General features: G+C 68.2%; 18 protein-coding genes and 2 tRNA genes. 12 read left to right on the top strand and 8 right to left on the bottom strand.

Annotated features, from left to right (window positions below):
• The first annotated feature begins 53 nt into the window (after positions 1 to 53).
• Genes AKH00_RS01925 through AKH00_RS01935 form a run of 3 tightly spaced genes read left to right on the top strand, consistent with a single transcriptional unit; the run spans position 54 to position 3225 of the window.
• Positions 54 to 1124 (top strand): mechanosensitive ion channel family protein, encoded by a 1071-nt coding sequence (locus AKH00_RS01925; protein WP_050721990.1) that lies wholly within the window; start codon positions 54 to 56, stop codon positions 1122 to 1124.
• Positions 1121 to 1570 carry a globin gene (locus AKH00_RS01930; RefSeq protein ID WP_050721027.1) on the top strand — a complete coding sequence of 150 codons (450 nt, stop codon included), beginning with the start codon at positions 1121 to 1123 and terminating at the stop codon, positions 1568 to 1570. Before AKH00_RS01925 ends, AKH00_RS01930 begins: the two co-directional genes overlap by 4 nt.
• Positions 1567 to 3225: an FAD-binding dehydrogenase gene (locus tag AKH00_RS01935; protein ID WP_050721028.1), complete on the top strand. Its 1659-nt coding sequence runs from the start codon at positions 1567 to 1569 to the stop codon at positions 3223 to 3225. Before AKH00_RS01930 ends, AKH00_RS01935 begins: the two co-directional genes overlap by 4 nt.
• An 8-nt stretch (positions 3226 to 3233) precedes the next feature.
• Here AKH00_RS01935 and AKH00_RS01940 read toward each other — a convergent pair whose 3' ends face one another.
• On the bottom strand, positions 3234 to 3899 hold the full coding sequence (locus AKH00_RS01940; protein WP_050721029.1) for a hypothetical protein: 666 nt from the start codon (positions 3897 to 3899) through the stop codon (positions 3234 to 3236).
• A 52-nt stretch (positions 3900 to 3951) separates the two neighbouring features.
• Between AKH00_RS01940 and AKH00_RS01945 the strand changes: the two genes are divergently transcribed.
• Positions 3952 to 4839 (top strand): acyl-CoA thioesterase, encoded by an 888-nt coding sequence (locus AKH00_RS01945; RefSeq protein WP_050721030.1) that lies wholly within the window; start codon positions 3952 to 3954, stop codon positions 4837 to 4839.
• A 97-nt stretch (positions 4840 to 4936) separates the two neighbouring features.
• Here the strand turns inward: AKH00_RS01945 and AKH00_RS01950 are convergent, their stop codons facing one another.
• The 4 genes from AKH00_RS01950 to AKH00_RS17540 form a co-directional block, all read right to left on the bottom strand.
• A complete protein-coding gene (locus AKH00_RS01950; RefSeq protein ID WP_050721031.1) occupies positions 4937 to 5425 on the bottom strand; it encodes an acyl-CoA thioesterase in 489 nt (162 codons plus the stop codon).
• A 5-nt stretch (positions 5426 to 5430) separates the two neighbouring features.
• Complete coding sequence (gene ettA / locus AKH00_RS01955) at positions 5431 to 7110, bottom strand: energy-dependent translational throttle protein EttA (protein WP_050721032.1); 1680 nt, start codon at positions 7108 to 7110, stop codon at positions 5431 to 5433.
• 63 nt (positions 7111 to 7173) lie between these two features.
• Positions 7174 to 7668 (bottom strand): DUF6993 domain-containing protein, encoded by a 495-nt coding sequence (locus AKH00_RS18080; protein ID WP_235556655.1) that lies wholly within the window; start codon positions 7666 to 7668, stop codon positions 7174 to 7176.
• Positions 7669 to 7739: 71 nt separating this feature from the next.
• Positions 7740 to 8312: a single-stranded DNA-binding protein gene (locus AKH00_RS17540; protein WP_082297348.1), complete on the bottom strand. Its 573-nt coding sequence runs from the start codon at positions 8310 to 8312 to the stop codon at positions 7740 to 7742.
• 206 nt (positions 8313 to 8518) lie between these two features.
• Here AKH00_RS17540 and AKH00_RS01970 point away from each other — a divergent pair, with 206 nt between their 5' ends.
• Positions 8519 to 8788 (top strand): hypothetical protein, encoded by a 270-nt coding sequence (locus tag AKH00_RS01970; protein WP_050721033.1) that lies wholly within the window; start codon positions 8519 to 8521, stop codon positions 8786 to 8788.
• Between the two features lie 55 nt (positions 8789 to 8843).
• Here AKH00_RS01970 and AKH00_RS01975 read toward each other — a convergent pair.
• A tRNA-Arg gene (locus AKH00_RS01975) sits at positions 8844 to 8916 on the bottom strand.
• A gap of 58 nt (positions 8917 to 8974) precedes the next feature.
• Between AKH00_RS01975 and orn the strand changes: the two genes are divergently transcribed.
• The 7 genes from orn (at position 8975) to AKH00_RS02010 (ending at position 13749) form a co-directional block, all read left to right on the top strand.
• On the top strand, positions 8975 to 9601 hold the full coding sequence (orn, locus tag AKH00_RS01980) for an oligoribonuclease (RefSeq protein WP_050721034.1): 627 nt from the start codon (positions 8975 to 8977) through the stop codon (positions 9599 to 9601).
• Between the two features lie 36 nt (positions 9602 to 9637).
• Positions 9638 to 9713: transfer RNA gene (locus tag AKH00_RS01985), tRNA-His, on the top strand.
• 251 nt (positions 9714 to 9964) lie between these two features.
• Complete coding sequence (locus AKH00_RS01990) at positions 9965 to 11902, top strand: heavy metal translocating P-type ATPase (RefSeq protein WP_050721035.1); 1938 nt, start codon at positions 9965 to 9967, stop codon at positions 11900 to 11902.
• 89 nt (positions 11903 to 11991) lie between these two features.
• Positions 11992 to 12579 carry a LysE family transporter gene (locus AKH00_RS01995; protein ID WP_235556656.1) on the top strand — a complete coding sequence of 196 codons (588 nt, stop codon included), beginning with the start codon at positions 11992 to 11994 and terminating at the stop codon, positions 12577 to 12579.
• A gap of 44 nt (positions 12580 to 12623) precedes the next feature.
• Positions 12624 to 12971 carry a metallopeptidase family protein gene (locus AKH00_RS02000; protein WP_050721036.1) on the top strand — a complete coding sequence of 116 codons (348 nt, stop codon included), beginning with the start codon at positions 12624 to 12626 and terminating at the stop codon, positions 12969 to 12971.
• Positions 12968 to 13261, top strand: a complete 294-nt coding sequence (clpS, locus tag AKH00_RS02005; protein ID WP_050721992.1) for an ATP-dependent Clp protease adapter ClpS — start codon at positions 12968 to 12970, stop codon at positions 13259 to 13261. Before AKH00_RS02000 ends, clpS begins: the two co-directional genes overlap by 4 nt.
• On the top strand, positions 13258 to 13749 hold the full coding sequence (locus tag AKH00_RS02010) for a DUF2017 family protein (RefSeq protein ID WP_235556657.1): 492 nt from the start codon (positions 13258 to 13260) through the stop codon (positions 13747 to 13749). The genes clpS and AKH00_RS02010 overlap by 4 nt, the downstream gene beginning before the upstream one ends.
• 17 nt (positions 13750 to 13766) lie before the next feature.
• On the opposite strand, the gene AKH00_RS02015 is transcribed toward AKH00_RS02010, so the two are convergent.
• Positions 13767 to 14348 carry a hypothetical protein gene (locus AKH00_RS02015; RefSeq protein ID WP_082297350.1) on the bottom strand — a complete coding sequence of 194 codons (582 nt, stop codon included), beginning with the start codon at positions 14346 to 14348 and terminating at the stop codon, positions 13767 to 13769.
• Positions 14332 to 14649 carry a hypothetical protein gene (locus AKH00_RS02020; protein WP_050721037.1) on the bottom strand — a complete coding sequence of 106 codons (318 nt, stop codon included), beginning with the start codon at positions 14647 to 14649 and terminating at the stop codon, positions 14332 to 14334. The genes AKH00_RS02015 and AKH00_RS02020 overlap by 17 nt, the downstream gene beginning before the upstream one ends.
• Positions 14650 to 14653 lie beyond the last annotated feature (4 nt).

Consider the following 14653-nt stretch of genomic DNA (forward strand, 5'->3'; position numbering starts at 1 on the left):
GCGCGGTGCATCCAGCCCGCGCAGAGGCCTGATCGCTACTCTGGGGAGTGATGATGATGCTGCCGTTCGAGACCGATCAACCCCCCGCTGAACCGCCGACCTGGTGGACGGACATGCTCAGCGTCCTCGGGGTCGTGGGCATGAGAGCCCTCAACGTCGCGATCATCATCGTCGCGTGCATTCTGGTCGCTCTCGCCCTGCGCGTCGTGATCCGACGGGTCGTGCACCGCATCGTCGACACCGCCAAGAGCAAGGCCGCGGTCGACGACACCCAGGCACTCGAACGTAGCCCCCTCGCCGACATGCGGCTCGTGCAGCGCACGCGCACCCTCGGCACGATCCTTCAGAACATCGTCAATGTGATGCTCGTCGTGATCGCGATAGTGCTGATCGTCAACGAACTCGACAACAGCCTCCTCGGCTCCCTCACGCTGCTGACCGCTGCCGTGGGCGCGGGTCTCGGCTTCGGCGCCCAGAACATCGTCAAGGACGTGCTGAACGGCATGTTCATCGTCGCGGAGGATCAGATCGGGATCGGCGACGTCGTCGATCTCGGACTCGCCTCGGGCGTCGTCGAGTACGTGAGCGTGCGCATCACTCAGGTGCGCGACGTGAACGGCACGCTCTGGTACGTCCGCAACGGCGAGGTCACCCGAATCGGCAACATGTCCCAGGGGTGGGCGCGCGCGATCATCGACCTCGGTGTGCCGTTGGACGTCGACATCGACCAGGTCGAGCAGGTCATGCTGGAGACCGCCCAGGGACTCGCCAAGGACCCCAAGTGGCGCACCCGCATCATCGAGAAGCCCGAGCTCTGGGGGCTGGAGTCGATCGGCGGCGAGGCGCTCGTCGTCCGCATCGTGATCAAGGCGCGGGCGAACGCCAAGGACGACGTCGCCCAGGAGCTGCGCAAGCGCCTTCGTGCGGCGTTTCTCGAGAAGGAGATCGCGCTGCCCAGCATGGCGACCGTGGTGCCGACGGGTCTCGACGGCGCCCGACGCGTGCGCGGCGCCAACCCGCCCAAGACGCGCCCCAACGCGGTGACCGGCGTGCCTGTCGTGCCTGACCGAGGCATCTGGCGACGCAAGAAGCAGCAGAACGACGACGGGAGCACGCAGAAGTGACGTTCTACGACGAGGTCGGCGGACGGGAGACGTTCGCGAAGATCGTCTCGGTGTTCTACCGTGAGGTCGCGCAGGACCCGGTGCTGAAGCCCATGTATCCGGAGGAGGACCTCGGACCTGCAGAGGAGCGCCTGCTGCTGTTCCTCGAGCAGTACTGGGGCGGGCCGACGACGTACGGCGAGACTCGAGGGCACCCGCGCCTGCGGATGAGGCACATGCCGTTCCGCGTCGATCCGGATGCGCGCGATCGTTGGCTGCGGCACATGCGCACGGCCGTGGACGAGGCGCACTTGTCGCCCCTGCACGAATCGACGCTGTGGGACTACCTCGAGCGGGCGGCGTATGCCATGGTGAACTCGATGGAGCGCTCCGGCATCGGCGCTGCCGCCGAGGGCCGCCCCACGCTCGAGACCCGCTCACGTCAGGAATCAACGGAGAACCCATGACGACCACGCCCCTGTCCGCCGACGTCCTCGTGATCGGATGGGGGCTGGCCGGCCTCGTGGCCGCATCGGAGGCTCTGGATGCCGGTCGCCGCGTGATCCTGCTCGACCAGGAGCCTCGCACGAACCTCGGCGGTCAGGCCTGGTGGTCGTTCGGCGGGCTGTTCTTCATCGACTCCCCCGAGCAGCGCCGAATGGGCATCAGGGACTCCCTGGCGCTCGCGACGCAGGACTGGTTCGGCACCGCGGGGTTCGACCGTCCCGAGGACGACTGGCCGCGTCGGTGGGCGGAGGCCTATCTGCAGTTCGCCGCGGGCGAGAAGCGCGCGTGGCTGCGCCAGCGCGGCGTGGGCTTCTTCCCCGTGGTCGGGTGGGCGGAACGCGGCGGATACGGCGCTCTGGGCCCCGGCAACTCCGTGCCGCGGTTCCACATCACGTGGGGCACGGGTCCCGGGATCGTGGCGCCGTTCCAGGCCTCGGTCGAACAGGCGGAGCGCGAGGGCCGCATCACGATCCTGCCGCGGCACCGGGTGACGGAGCTGAACGTCCACGACGGCGTCGTGACGGGCGCGAGCGGGTCCGTCCTCGCCCCCAGCGGCGCCCAGCGCGGCGTCGAGTCCTCGCGCGAGGTGATCGGGGACTTCGCGATCACCGCATCCGCGACGATCGTCGCCTCCGGTGGAATCGGCGGCAATCACGACCTCGTGCGCGCCGCGTGGCCCGCGCGCCTCGGAAACCCGCCCGAGCACATGCTCACGGGCGTACCCGCCTACGTGGACGGCTCCATGCAGACGGTCAGCGCCGCGGCGGGTGCACGCCTCATCAACGGCGACCGTATGTGGCACTACGTCGAAGGCATCCGCAACTGGGATCCGGTCTGGCCGTCCCACGGCATCCGCATCCTGCCCGGCCCGTCGTCGCTCTGGCTCGACGCCACCGGACGGCGCCTCCCCGGGCCGTTGTTCCCCGGTTTCGACACCCTCGGCACGCTCGAGCATCTGCGTCGCACGGGCTACGACCACTCCTGGTTCGTGACATCACAACAGATCGTGGAGAAGGAGTTCGCGCTCTCGGGCAGCGAGCAGAACCCCGACCTCACGGGCAAGGACGTCGGGCTGCTGCTGCGGTCGCGCCTCGCGAAGGGTCCTACCGGACCGGTGCAGGCGTTCCTCGACGAAGGAGAGGACTTCATCGTCGAGAACGACCTGGAGTCGCTCCTCGAGCAGATGCGACGGCACGATGGCGGCGACCTGCTCGACATCGACCATGTGCGTCGCGAGATCATCGCACGCGACCTCGAGATGGACAACGACTTCTCCAAGGACGCCCAGATCGGGATGCTGCGCTCGATGCGCGGCTACCGGGGCGACCGGCTGATCCGCACCGCGGCCCCGCACCGACTGCAGGATCCCGCGGCCGGGCCGATGATCGCCGTCAAGCTGCACGTGCTCACCCGCAAGTCGCTCGGCGGCATCACGACCGATCTGGACGGCCGCGCGCTCGACGCGCACGGCTCGCCGCTCCCCGGTCTATTTGCCGCGGGCGAGGCGAGCGGCTTCGGCGGTGGAGGTGTGCACGGGTATCGCGCCCTCGAGGGGACCTTCCTGGGCGGGTGCCTCTTCTCGGGACGCCAGGCGGGACGAGCCGCCGCGATCTGACCGCGTCGCTACTCGCCGACGCCGGTGTCGCGGACCGCGGTCATGCCGATGGCTGCCGGTCCCCGGGTCAGCACATGACCGCGTCGGAACGCCAGACGCGTCCAGCGCCCGGACGTCAGGACCGCGACGTCTTCTTCGCCGGAGATGAATCCGAAGGCGTCCGCGGCGAAGGCCACTCCACGCGGAAGGCCGAGCAGGTCTTCGTCGGGTTCCCCCCAGACGGCCGCGCGCAGCGCTCGCACCGCCTCTTCACCGGCGCCGTCCGTGGCCCCGCGTGCCACGGCGCTGATGCCCCATTGCGCGCGCTGAGCGACCACCGAGGCCGTGAGTCGTCCGAGCGGAGCCCACTCGCCTCGGGGCGGGGCGATGCCTGCCCAGGCGGGCGAGAGCCCGGTCTCGGGGAGATCGAGGACGCGGTCGTCGTCCGTCGCCGTGAGCGAGGCCACGACGATGTCGCATTCGAGTTCGGGATCGGCGTGCACGACGCGCATCCCGAGCACCGTCGGCGTGTGATCGAAGAGTCCGTGCGGCGCGAGGGCCGCGCCGGTGAGTGCGAGCACTCCGCGTGCGGCCTGGAGTCGGACGCCCTCGTCGGAGATCCGGGCAGTGCGCCCGAGGAACGTCAGGACGTCCTTGGTCGTCGGGGCATCGGCGAGGACGAGCTGCTGGGGCACAGCCTCTAAACTATCAACGCCAGCGGTCGCCCCAGCCGCGGGGAAGGACCTCATGACCGCCGATGCCCACGCGACCCGCACCGTCGAGCAGCTGCTGTCGGTCCTCGACCTCGATGCCGCACAGGCGCGGACCACGGAGGACATCTTCACCGGCCGCTCCCATCCGATGCCCTCCGGACGGATCTACGGCGGCCAGGTGCTCGCGCAGAGCCTGCTGGCCGCCGAACGCACGCTCCCCGAGGACCGCGCCGTCCACTCGATGCACGGGTACTTCCTCCGGCCCGGCGACGCCGCGCAGGGCATCACGATCGCGGTCGACCGCATCCACGACGGACGCTCGTTCTCGACGCGACGGTCGCAGGCGTACCAGAACGGCGTGCCGATCTTCTCGATGATCGCCTCTTTCCAGGACGAGGATCCCGGCGTCGAGCACGCCACCCCCATGCCCGACGGCGTACCGGAGCCGGAGAGCCTGCTCCCCGACGAGAAGCGCGTGGAGGGCCTCCCTCCCGGGACGGCCAGTATGCTCACGGATCGCGCCGCCGACGTGCGACACGTGGATTCGCCCCTGTTCCTCCCGAGCGACGACGAGCGCGTGCCGCACCAGGGCGTGTGGATGCGGATGCGGGCGCCGCTGCCGGACGACCCGCGGATCCACCGCGCCGCTCTCGCGTACCTCAGCGACATGACGATCCAGGAGTCGATCCTGCGCGCGCACGGCATCTACTGGGCGCTTCCGGGGCTCAAGGTCGCGAGCCTCGACCACGCGATGTGGTGGCACCGGCCTGCCCGGGTCGACGATTGGCTGCTGTACGTGCAGGAGTCGCCGAACGCGCGCGGCGGTCGCGGCCTCGCCCAGGGGCGGATCTACACGCGTGAAGGTCTGCTCGTGGCATCGGTGGCGCAGGAGATCATGGTGCGCGTACCGGAGACTCCCTGACCGCGGTCTGCTGAGCGAGGCTTTCTGACCGGCTCACACCCAACGGGTGCGGACCGAACCGAACGCATCCGGATCCAACGGTCCTGACGTACGAGCGTCAGCGGTGCGCGTACTCGATGGACGGGCCTACGTACGGCTCCCAGGCCTCGCGCATCTCCGGCGTCAGTCGCGTGGGCCGGCCGGTAGCCGCGTCCACGAGCACGATGACGGCCGTCGAGCGCGCGTAGATCGTACGGGGCTCGGCCGAGGGGTCGTTGTGCACCTCGTAGCACACCTCGACGCTGGATCCGCCGAGCTTGCCGAACCACATCTGCACCTCGAGCGGACGGCGCTGGTACGGCACCGGCGCGAGGTACTCGATCTCCTGGCGCGCGATGAGGGTGAGGATGCCCTCGTCGAGTCCCGAGTCGAGAACAGCCGTGGATGGAGCCTGCTCCCCCGGTCCCGCCCGCCAGAACGCTCGCACCCGCGCCTCCTCGAGCAGCTTGAGCATCGAGGTGTTGTTGACGTGGTTGAAGGCGTCCAGATCTCCCCAGCGCAGGTGGATGGGGATGTGCAGACGGGGCCCGGGGGTCGCTTCGGTCATGCGGATCAGTCGCGCGTGAGCTTGCGGTGCGTGGAGCGGTGGGGCTTCGCCGCGTCCGGTCCGAGGCGCTCGATCTTGTTCTCCTCGTACGCTTCGAAGTTGCCCTCGAACCAGTACCACTGGTCGGGCTTCTCGTCGGTGCCCTCGTAGGCGAGGATGTGGGTCGCGATGCGGTCGAGGAACCACCGGTCGTGGGTGATGACCACGGCGCAACCGGGGAACTCGAGCAGGGCGTTCTCGAGCGAGCTCAGGGTCTCGACGTCGAGGTCGTTGGTCGGCTCGTCGAGAAGCAGCAGGTTGCCGCCCTCCTTGAGCGTGAGGGCCAGGTTCAGTCGGTTGCGCTCACCGCCGGAGAGAACACCGGCCTTCTTCTGCTGATCCGGACCCTTGAAGCCGAACTTCGAGACGTAGGCGCGGGAGGGGATCTCCGTCTTGCCGACCGTGATGAAGTCGAGTCCGTCGGAGACGACCTCCCACAGCGTCTTGTCGGGGTCGATGCTCGCACGCGACTGGTCGACGTAGCTGATCTTGACGGTCTCGCCGATCTTGAGGTCGCCGCCGTCGAGAGGCTCCAGCCCCACGATCGTCTTGAAGAGGGTGGTCTTTCCGACGCCGTTCGGGCCGATCACGCCAACGATGCCGTTCGGCGGCAGGCTGAAGCTCAGTCCGTCGATCAGGGAGCGTCCGTCGAAGCCCTTCTGCAGCTTCTTGGCCTCGATCACGACGTTGCCGAGACGGGGACCCGCCGGGATCTGGATCTCCTCGAAGTCGAGCTTCCGGGTCCGCTCCGCTTCGGCCGCCATCTCCTCGTATCGGGCGAGACGCGCCTTCGACTTCGTCTGACGACCCTTGGCGCTGGAGCGCACCCACTCGAGCTCCTCCTTGAGGCGCTTCGCGAGCTTCGCATCCTTCTTGCCCTGGATCTCGAGGCGCTCGCCCTTCTTCTCCAGATAGGTCGAGTAGTTGCCCTCGTAGCCGATCAGGCGGCCGCGATCGACCTCGGCGATCCATTCGGCCACGTGGTCGAGGAAGTACCGGTCGTGCGTGATCGCGATGACCGCGCCCTTGTAGGCCTGCAGGTGCTGCTCGAGCCAGAGCACGCTCTCCGCGTCGAGGTGGTTGGTGGGCTCGTCGAGGAGCAGCAGGTCGGGCTTCTGCAGCAGGAGCTTCGCGAGTGCGACACGACGCTTCTCACCGCCTGACAGTGGCGCGATCGCGGCGTCTCCCGGAGGCGTGCGGAGCGCGTCCATCGCCTGGTCGAGCTGCGAGTCGAGGTCCCACCCGTCGGCCGCGTCGATCTCCTCCTGGAGCGTCCCCATCTCGGCGAGAAGCGCGTCGAAGTCCGCGTCGGGGTCGGCCATGAGAGCGGAGATCTCGTTGAAGCGATCGAGCTTCGCCTTGATCGCGATGCCGTCCTGGATGTTCTCCAGCACCGTCTTCGACTCGTCGAGCTCGGGCTCCTGCATGAGGATGCCGACCGTGAAACCCGGCGTCAGCTTCGCCTCGCCGTTCGACGGCGTGTCGAGTCCTGCCATGATCTTGAGGATCGTCGACTTTCCGGCGCCGTTCGGGCCGACCATGCCGATCTTGGCACCGGGCAGGAACGACATCGTGACGTCGTCGAGGATGAGCTTCTCACCCACCGCCTTGCGTGCGCGAACCATCGAGTAGATGTACTCAGCCACCGAAAACCGCTCCTTCTGTTGGCGTCGAAGATCGACACTCCAGCCTACCGGCCCAGCCGGAACTCACCAGTCGATGGCGCGCGTGGTGCCGATCAGGCAGCGTCCGCCGTCGAGCTGGGGCATGACGACGGCGACGGGCTCTCCCGTCGATGGCCCGACCTGACCGACCAGGCACTCGGAATCTCCCCATGCCACCGAGAACTGAAGACTCTCCGCCGCGTTGCCGACGGTCGACACATCCTGCGTGACCTGCATCGCGGCGCGGTCGAAGCCTGCGGCGATGAGAGCGTCGATGTATGCGCGGCCAGCGCCGCGTTGATCCGTCGCCCACACCTCAGCCGTGACCGCGCTGAACAGCGGAAGGTTGTCGTCGGCGCTGCCGTCTGCGACGAAGACGGGGCCTTCCGGCGTGGCGGTCGGACTCGGCGCCGCCGTCTCGGCATCCGGCGACGGCACCGCGTCGCCGGTCGGCCCACAGGCCGCCAGTAGGAGGGCTGCCCCGAGAGCAGTGAGAGACAGCATCACGCGCGTCGCGGAGGAAGCCGATCGTCGAAGCACGCCCCGAGTCTACGGGGCGTGCTCCTGCTCACGGACGTGGGCGAGGCCGCGGCGCGTCCCGTCGGTCGATATCACCGCGGAGCGCCGACACCCTCTGCTTCCTGCGTACGCGCCGAGTCGTCCCGTCGCGAAGACAGCGCGGGATCCGCCCACGCGACGTAGACGTCGAGCGCGTCTCCATCCCTCTCACTCCCGTCAGTCGCGGGGTCGTGCGCCGACGGAGTATCGTCTGCGGCGTCGGACATCGCCTCTCCGCCACCACGGCGCGCTCCCTCGTCGTTGCTCGCGCGCGGCGTCCTGCGGTAGTTCGCGGTACCCCACTTGAGATCGTGGCCGATCGCATCGGCGTCGATGTCGACGCTCGTCCCCTGCTTGCCGTTGTTCTCCCAGGCTCGGATCTTCAGACGCCCGACGACGATCACGCTGTCGCCCGCGCGCAGCGATGTCTTGACGTTCTCGGCGAGCCCGCGGAACGCGGCGACCGAGTACCAGTTGGTGGCCACCTCGACCCACGTCTGCGTCGCGTCGTCGAAGCGACGATGCGAGCTGGCCAGCCGGAAGTTGGTGACGGGCACGCCTCCGGCCGTCCTCCCCTGAGTCGGATCGGTCGCCACATTGCCCACGATGGTCACGATGTCCTGCATGTCTGCTCCTCTGTGATCCGGGTCTGATCGCCCGGGTGCTGACATCCTGCGCGCCTCAGCCGACGCCGCGAGACCCGGACCCCGCGATATGTGGACGGTCGGCGCACGTCCCCCGATGTGGAGAGCGAGTCGCCGCGACTGCCATCTACGCCGACTCCAGGGAATGTCGGTGGTCGGCCATATGTTCGAATCAGAGAGGAGAACCGATGTCCCACACCACGAGCACGACGCTTCCCGAGGTCCCGTACGCCACTCCGCAGCTATCGTCTCGGCGCGAGCACCTGATCCGCGCATCCGCTCATTTGTGGCGTGTGCAGGATGCCTCCGGGCGCGTCCTCGGACACCTCCGTCTCGCCAGCGACCCGCTCGGCGTGCGCTACCGCGCAGAGCGACTGCACCTGCCGACGGCGACGTTCCGCCTCGTGGGGGATTTCTGGCGAGCCGATGACGCGGTCGCCGCGCTCCGCAACGGGTGAATACGCACCGGACAGGGCAGACCAGGACTTCGAGTGTCCAAGAATGCGGATTACGTGCCCCCGGCAGGATTCGAACCTGCGACCAAGAGATTAGAAGGCTCCTGCTCTTTCCCCTGAGCTACGGAGGCGGGCACTCTACGGTACCGCGCCGGAGCCCGATGTCGGAGCCGTCGATAGGATGTCGGCATGGTATCTGCGTCTGAGAACGACCGGCTCGTCTGGATCGACTGCGAGATGACCGGACTCGATCTCTCCGTGGACGAGCTCGTCGAGATCGCGGTCGTCATCACCGACTTCGAGCTCAACCCGGTCGATCCGGGGTTCCAAGTGGTCATCCGGCCGAGCGACGCTGCCCTCGCGCACATGAACGACTTCGTCACCGCGATGCACGAGAACTCCGGGCTCATCACCGAGATCACCGACGGAGTCTCGCTCGCAGAGGCCGAGGAGCAGACTCTCGCGTACATCAAGCGCTTCGCACCCGTCGAGCGCAAGGCGCCGCTCGCCGGCAACACGATCGGCACCGATCGCATGTTCCTCGCGAAGTACATGCCGCAGGTCGACCACTGGCTGCACTACCGCAACGTCGATGTCTCGAGCATCAAGGAACTGTCTCGTCGCTGGTATCCGCGCGTGTTCTTCCAGGCCCCGGCCAAGGACGGCGGGCACCGGGCACTCGCCGACATCCTGGAGTCGATCCGCGAGCTCCGGTACTACCGCGAGGCCGTGTTCGTCGACGAGCCCGGTCCCTCGAGCGACGACGCACGCGAGATCGCGAGCCGCACCGTGTCAGAGTTCACCCCAAACATGTAATAGACTCGTCTGGTTGCCGATTCCGATCGGCGCATGGTGGGTATAGCTCAGCTGGTAGAGCGCTGGCTTGTGGTGCCGGATGTCGCGGGTTCGAGTCCCGTTACTCACCCCAGGAAGGCCCGGGTCTCAGACCCGGGCCTTTTCTTTCCATTCGGAATACCCCTAGGGGGTATATGGTTCTGGTCAGGGACGAAAGGACGGAGCTCCACCATGTCGCACGACCACGCAGGCCACTCAGGCCACGCCGAACCTACGAGCCACGCCGACCCCACACGCCACGCCGATCACACGAGTCACGCCGCTCATTCGGGCCATGGCGGCCATGCCGGACACACCGAGCGTTTCCGACGCCTGTTCTGGATCATGTTGGCCGTCTCCCTTCCGGTCGTCGCCACCTCCCCGATGTTCGCCATGATCTTGGGCTACGAGGTGCCGGGCCCGCTGCAGTGGATCGCGCCGATCCTGGGCTCTGTCATGTACTTCTGGGGCGGGTCCCCGTTCCTCACCGGCGCAGCCGCTGAACTCAAAGCCCGCCGTCCCGGGATGATGCTGCTCATCGGGCTCGCGATCACGGTGGCGTTCCTCGCATCCTGGGGCGCGTCGCTCGGACTGCTCCATCACGAGCTCGAGTTCTGGTGGGAGCTGGCACTCCTGATCGTCATCATGCTGCTGGGGCATTGGATCGAGATGCGATCCCTCGCACAGACCACCAACGCGCTGGACTCGCTCGCGGCGCTTCTGCCGGACGAGGCGGAGCGCATCGAGGCCGACGGCACCACGCTGGTCGCGCCGTCCGACCTTCGCGTCGGAGATGTCGTGATCGTCCGACCCGGCGGACGCATTCCCGCCGACGGGCGGATCGTTCAGGGTGCCGCCAGCGTCGACGAGTCGATGATCACGGGCGAATCCCGCCCTGTCGATCGGGCGATGGGCGACGCCGTCGTCGCCGGCACGGTGTCGACGGACTCCGGCATCCGCGTCGAGATCACCGCTGTCGGCGCGGACACCGCTCTCGCCGGAATCCAGCGGCTGGTCAGCGAGGCGCAGGCGTCCTCGTCGCGCGCCCAGCGGATCGCCGATCGCGCGGCCGCATGGCTCTTCTGGTTCGCCCTGGGGTCGGCCCTCGTCACCGCGATCGTGTGGACGGTGCTGGGCCTGCCCGATGACGCCGTGATCCGCACGATCACGGTGCTGGTGATCGCCTGCCCGCACGCCCTCGGACTCGCGATCCCGCTGGTCGTGTCGATCGCGACCGAGCGCGCCGCGCGCGCCGGCATCCTCGTGAAGGACCGGCTCGCGCTCGAGACGATGCGGACTGTCGACACCGTGCTGTTCGACAAGACCGGCACACTGACGAAGGGCGCGCCCACCGTGACTGCCGTCGAGACCGTCGTCGGCGTCGCGGAGGACGACGTGCTGAGGCTCGCTGCGGCGGCGGAGAGCGACTCGGAGCACCCGCTCGCCCGGGCGATCGTCGACACCGCGAGGCGGCGCGAGCTCGCTCTTCCCACGGCTGCGGACTTCACCTCCTCCCCCGCTGTCGGAGTGCGGGCGCAGGTCGACCGTCGCCTCGTCGCCGTCGGCGGACCGCGCCTCCTCGACGAGGAGCGACTCGCAGAACGCCCGATCGCGGCGGCGTGGCGCGAAGAGGGGGCGATCATCCTGCACGTCGTGGCCGACCACCGCGTCATCGGCGCTCTGCGGCTCGCCGACGAAGTGCGAGCCGAGTCCGTCGAGGCCGTCGCTGCGCTGCGCGGTCAGGGCATCGAGGTCGTGATGCTCACGGGTGACGCTCAGGCCGTGGCCGAGCACGTCGCAGAGGCGCTCGGCATCCACCGCGTCTTCGCGGGCGTGCGCCCCGAGGACAAGGCGTCGACGGTGCGCGAACTGCAGTCCGAGGGTCGCACGGTCGCGATGGTCGGTGATGGTGTCAACGATGCTCCCGCTCTCGCGCAGGCGGATGTCGGGCTTGCGATCGGCGCCGGCACCGACGTGGCGATCGCATCCGCCGGCGTGATCCTGGCGAGCGACGATCCGCGCACGGTCGGCTCTGTGATCGCACTGTCGCGGGCGAGTTATCGCAAGATGACGCAGAACCTGTGGTGGGCGGCCGGCTACAACATCCTGTCGGTGCCGCTCGCGGCCGGAGTGCTGGCACCGTGGGGCTTCGTCCTGCCGATGTCCGTCGGCGCTGTTCTCATGTCGCTCTCGACGATCGTGGTGGCGCTGAACGCCCAGCTCCTCCGACGACTCGACCTGCGTCCGCACGCGCTCCCGGAACGACCGCACTCGGTCGACTGACGACGGAGGCGGCGCCGGAAGCGATGGCGCGTGGACCCTAGAATTGCCACGTGTCGCCCGCCGTCTAGTTCTCCCTCCTCGCCGCGTGCGTGGTCATCAGCTTCACTCCGGGAGCAGGCGCGATCAACACGATGTCGAACGCGCTGAGCCAAGGCTGGCGGCGCTCGATCTGGGGAATCATCGGACAACAGCTCGCCCTGATCGTGCACGTCGTCATCGTCGCAGCCGGCGTCGGACTCATCGTCGCCCGCTCCGAGATCCTGTTCACCGTCATCCGCTACGCGGGGGCGGCCTATCTCGTGTACCTCGGCGTCCGCCTGATCCTCACGCGTCCGAACCTGCGCACGAGCCCGGAAGACGAGGTCGACGCACGAGAGGGACACTGGTCGATGATCCGGCGCGGCTTCTGGGTGAACCTCCTCAACCCGAAGGCGATCGTCTTCTTCCTCGCGTTCATCCCCCAGTTCGTGCGCCTCGACGAACCGCAGCTCCCCCAGTACGTGACCCTCATCATCACGGTGATCGTCGTCGACGTGCTGGTCATGTGGGGGTTCTTCGCCGCGGCGGCCCGCCCCTTCCGTCGGCTCACACGTTCCGCCCGCGGTCAGCGCACGCTCAACAGCGTGTTCGGCGCCCTGTTCATCGGTGTCGCCGCGTTGCTGGTGTTCCTTCATTGACCGCCGGCGACCGTCCCCGAGGTGCGCGTCATAGGCTGTAGGCGATGGAGATGGATGCTGCTGCCTTCGAAGAGCTCGTGATCGACGAGCTCGACCGACTGCCCGACGACATGGTCGAGGGACTCGACAACGTCGCGTTCGTGGTCGAGGACCGACCGGAGGACGGCAGTCTCGATCTGCTCGGCCTCTACGACGGACTGGCGCTGACCGAGAGGACCCAGTACGGGATGGGCGAGCTTCCGGACAGGATCGTCGTGTATCGCGAACCGCATCTGGCCGCGTGCGACGACGAGGACGAGTTGCGCGATGAGGTCCACACGACCCTCGTGCATGAGATCGCGCACTTCTACGGCATCGATGACGAGCAGCTGCACGAGCTGGGGTGGGCATGACCCCGCTCGCGAGCCCGGACATCGATCAGGATCTGGACCTTTCGGCTGCTCCGATGGACCCCTGGGAGGTCGTCGTCTGGAACGATCCGGTCAACCTGATGAGCTATGTCGTGCGGGTCTTCCGCACGTACTTCGGCTACTCGACCGATCATGCGACGCGGCTCATGCTCTCGGTTCATCACGACGGGCATGCGATCGTCTCGACGGGCCCCCGCGAGACCATGGAGGTGCATGCGCAGGCCATGCACGACTACGGACTCTGGGCCACCGTGCGGAAGGTCGGCTCGTGAGCGCGACGATCGCGATGCGGATGGCGCGGATCGAGGGCATCCAGTTGTCGAGGTTGGTGGATGACTTCGTCGAACTCGTCGGATCGGACCGCGATCTCTCCGACCCGGCAGTGAATCGGCTCGCGCCGGATGCGTACCCGGGCGATGCAGAGGCCGCGCGGGAGTTCCGCGAGGCGACCCGCGCAGACCTCTTCGACCGCCGACTGCACGATGCCGAGGTCGTGCGTCATGCGTTGTCCGCCGTACGCACCGACGACGAGCTGACCGAGGCCGAGGCGTTCATCGAACTCGATGTCACGCTGACGGCGGCGGATGCGGATGCCTGGCTGCGCACGCTCGCGGCGCTGCGTCTCGTGATCGCCGCTCGACTGGGCATCGAACGCGACGACGACCATGACCCCGAGGACGCGAGATACGGCATCTACGACTGGCTCGGATACCGTCTCGAGGTCATCGTCCAGGCTGCCGACGAGCTCGACGGATCCTGAGCACGGCGCCGGGCCTCTCAGGGGATCGTAACGATCCGGGTCGCGAGCGATCGGGGATCGTCCCTTCGCAGGTGCGACTCCTCCTGGCGGGCCCAGCGGTCCCAGTGCGGTCGATAGGTGTCGCCGTCCCGTGCGAGCGCCCGCCGCTTGCGCGACTCGACGCCGGAATCGACCCAGATGCGCACGTCGGCGATCGCGGCTGTGGCGGGTGTCAGGATGCCGCTGCCTTCGACGAGCAGGCTCAGCGACGGGTCGACGGCGTGGCTCTCCGCATCCCGCTCGTGCTCCCAGTCCCAGCGGTTCCACGTTCCGAGCAGGCCCCGGCCGTGCGGGCGGAGGATGCCGTCGAGAGCCCGCTCCACGCCCGATTCGAGGCCGTCCCAGCCGGGGTAGATCGAGTCGAGTGCGATGAGCTGCACGCGGCCGCGCACCGGCCACCGGTCCACCAGGAGTCTCGCGAGCGATGTCTTCCCCGCCCCACTGCGTCCGTCGACGAGCACCACCGGGTTGGTGGCGGCCACCGCACGGATGTCCGCGACGATCAGTGTCGCGGCGTCATCGAGAGCCGCCGCGACCGGATCGTCACTTCTTGAGCGCACGGATGATGCGGGAGAGCGCGCGTCCGGCGACCCAGACGAACGGCACGGCGACGACGAGCAGGGTCACGATGTTGGGCTCGAACCGCAGCCCTTCCTCACGACGCACGTAGACGCCCACCGGAACGGAGATGCCCCCGCCCCCGCCGCCTTCGGCGCCGTCGCCGCTGCCCCCGCCGAAACCCGAGTACGTGAAGGCGACGGGTGTGATGCTCACTCCGTCGACGTCCTGCGGTTCGCCGTAAGCGCTCTTGACGCCGAAGTCCGCTGCCTGCTTGCCGAGTTCCAGTGCGATGTTGGGCATGCGT

It is taken from the genome of Microbacterium sp. GCS4 (genome assembly GCF_001262495.1).
Lineage (GTDB): Bacteria > Actinomycetota > Actinomycetes > Actinomycetales > Microbacteriaceae > Microbacterium.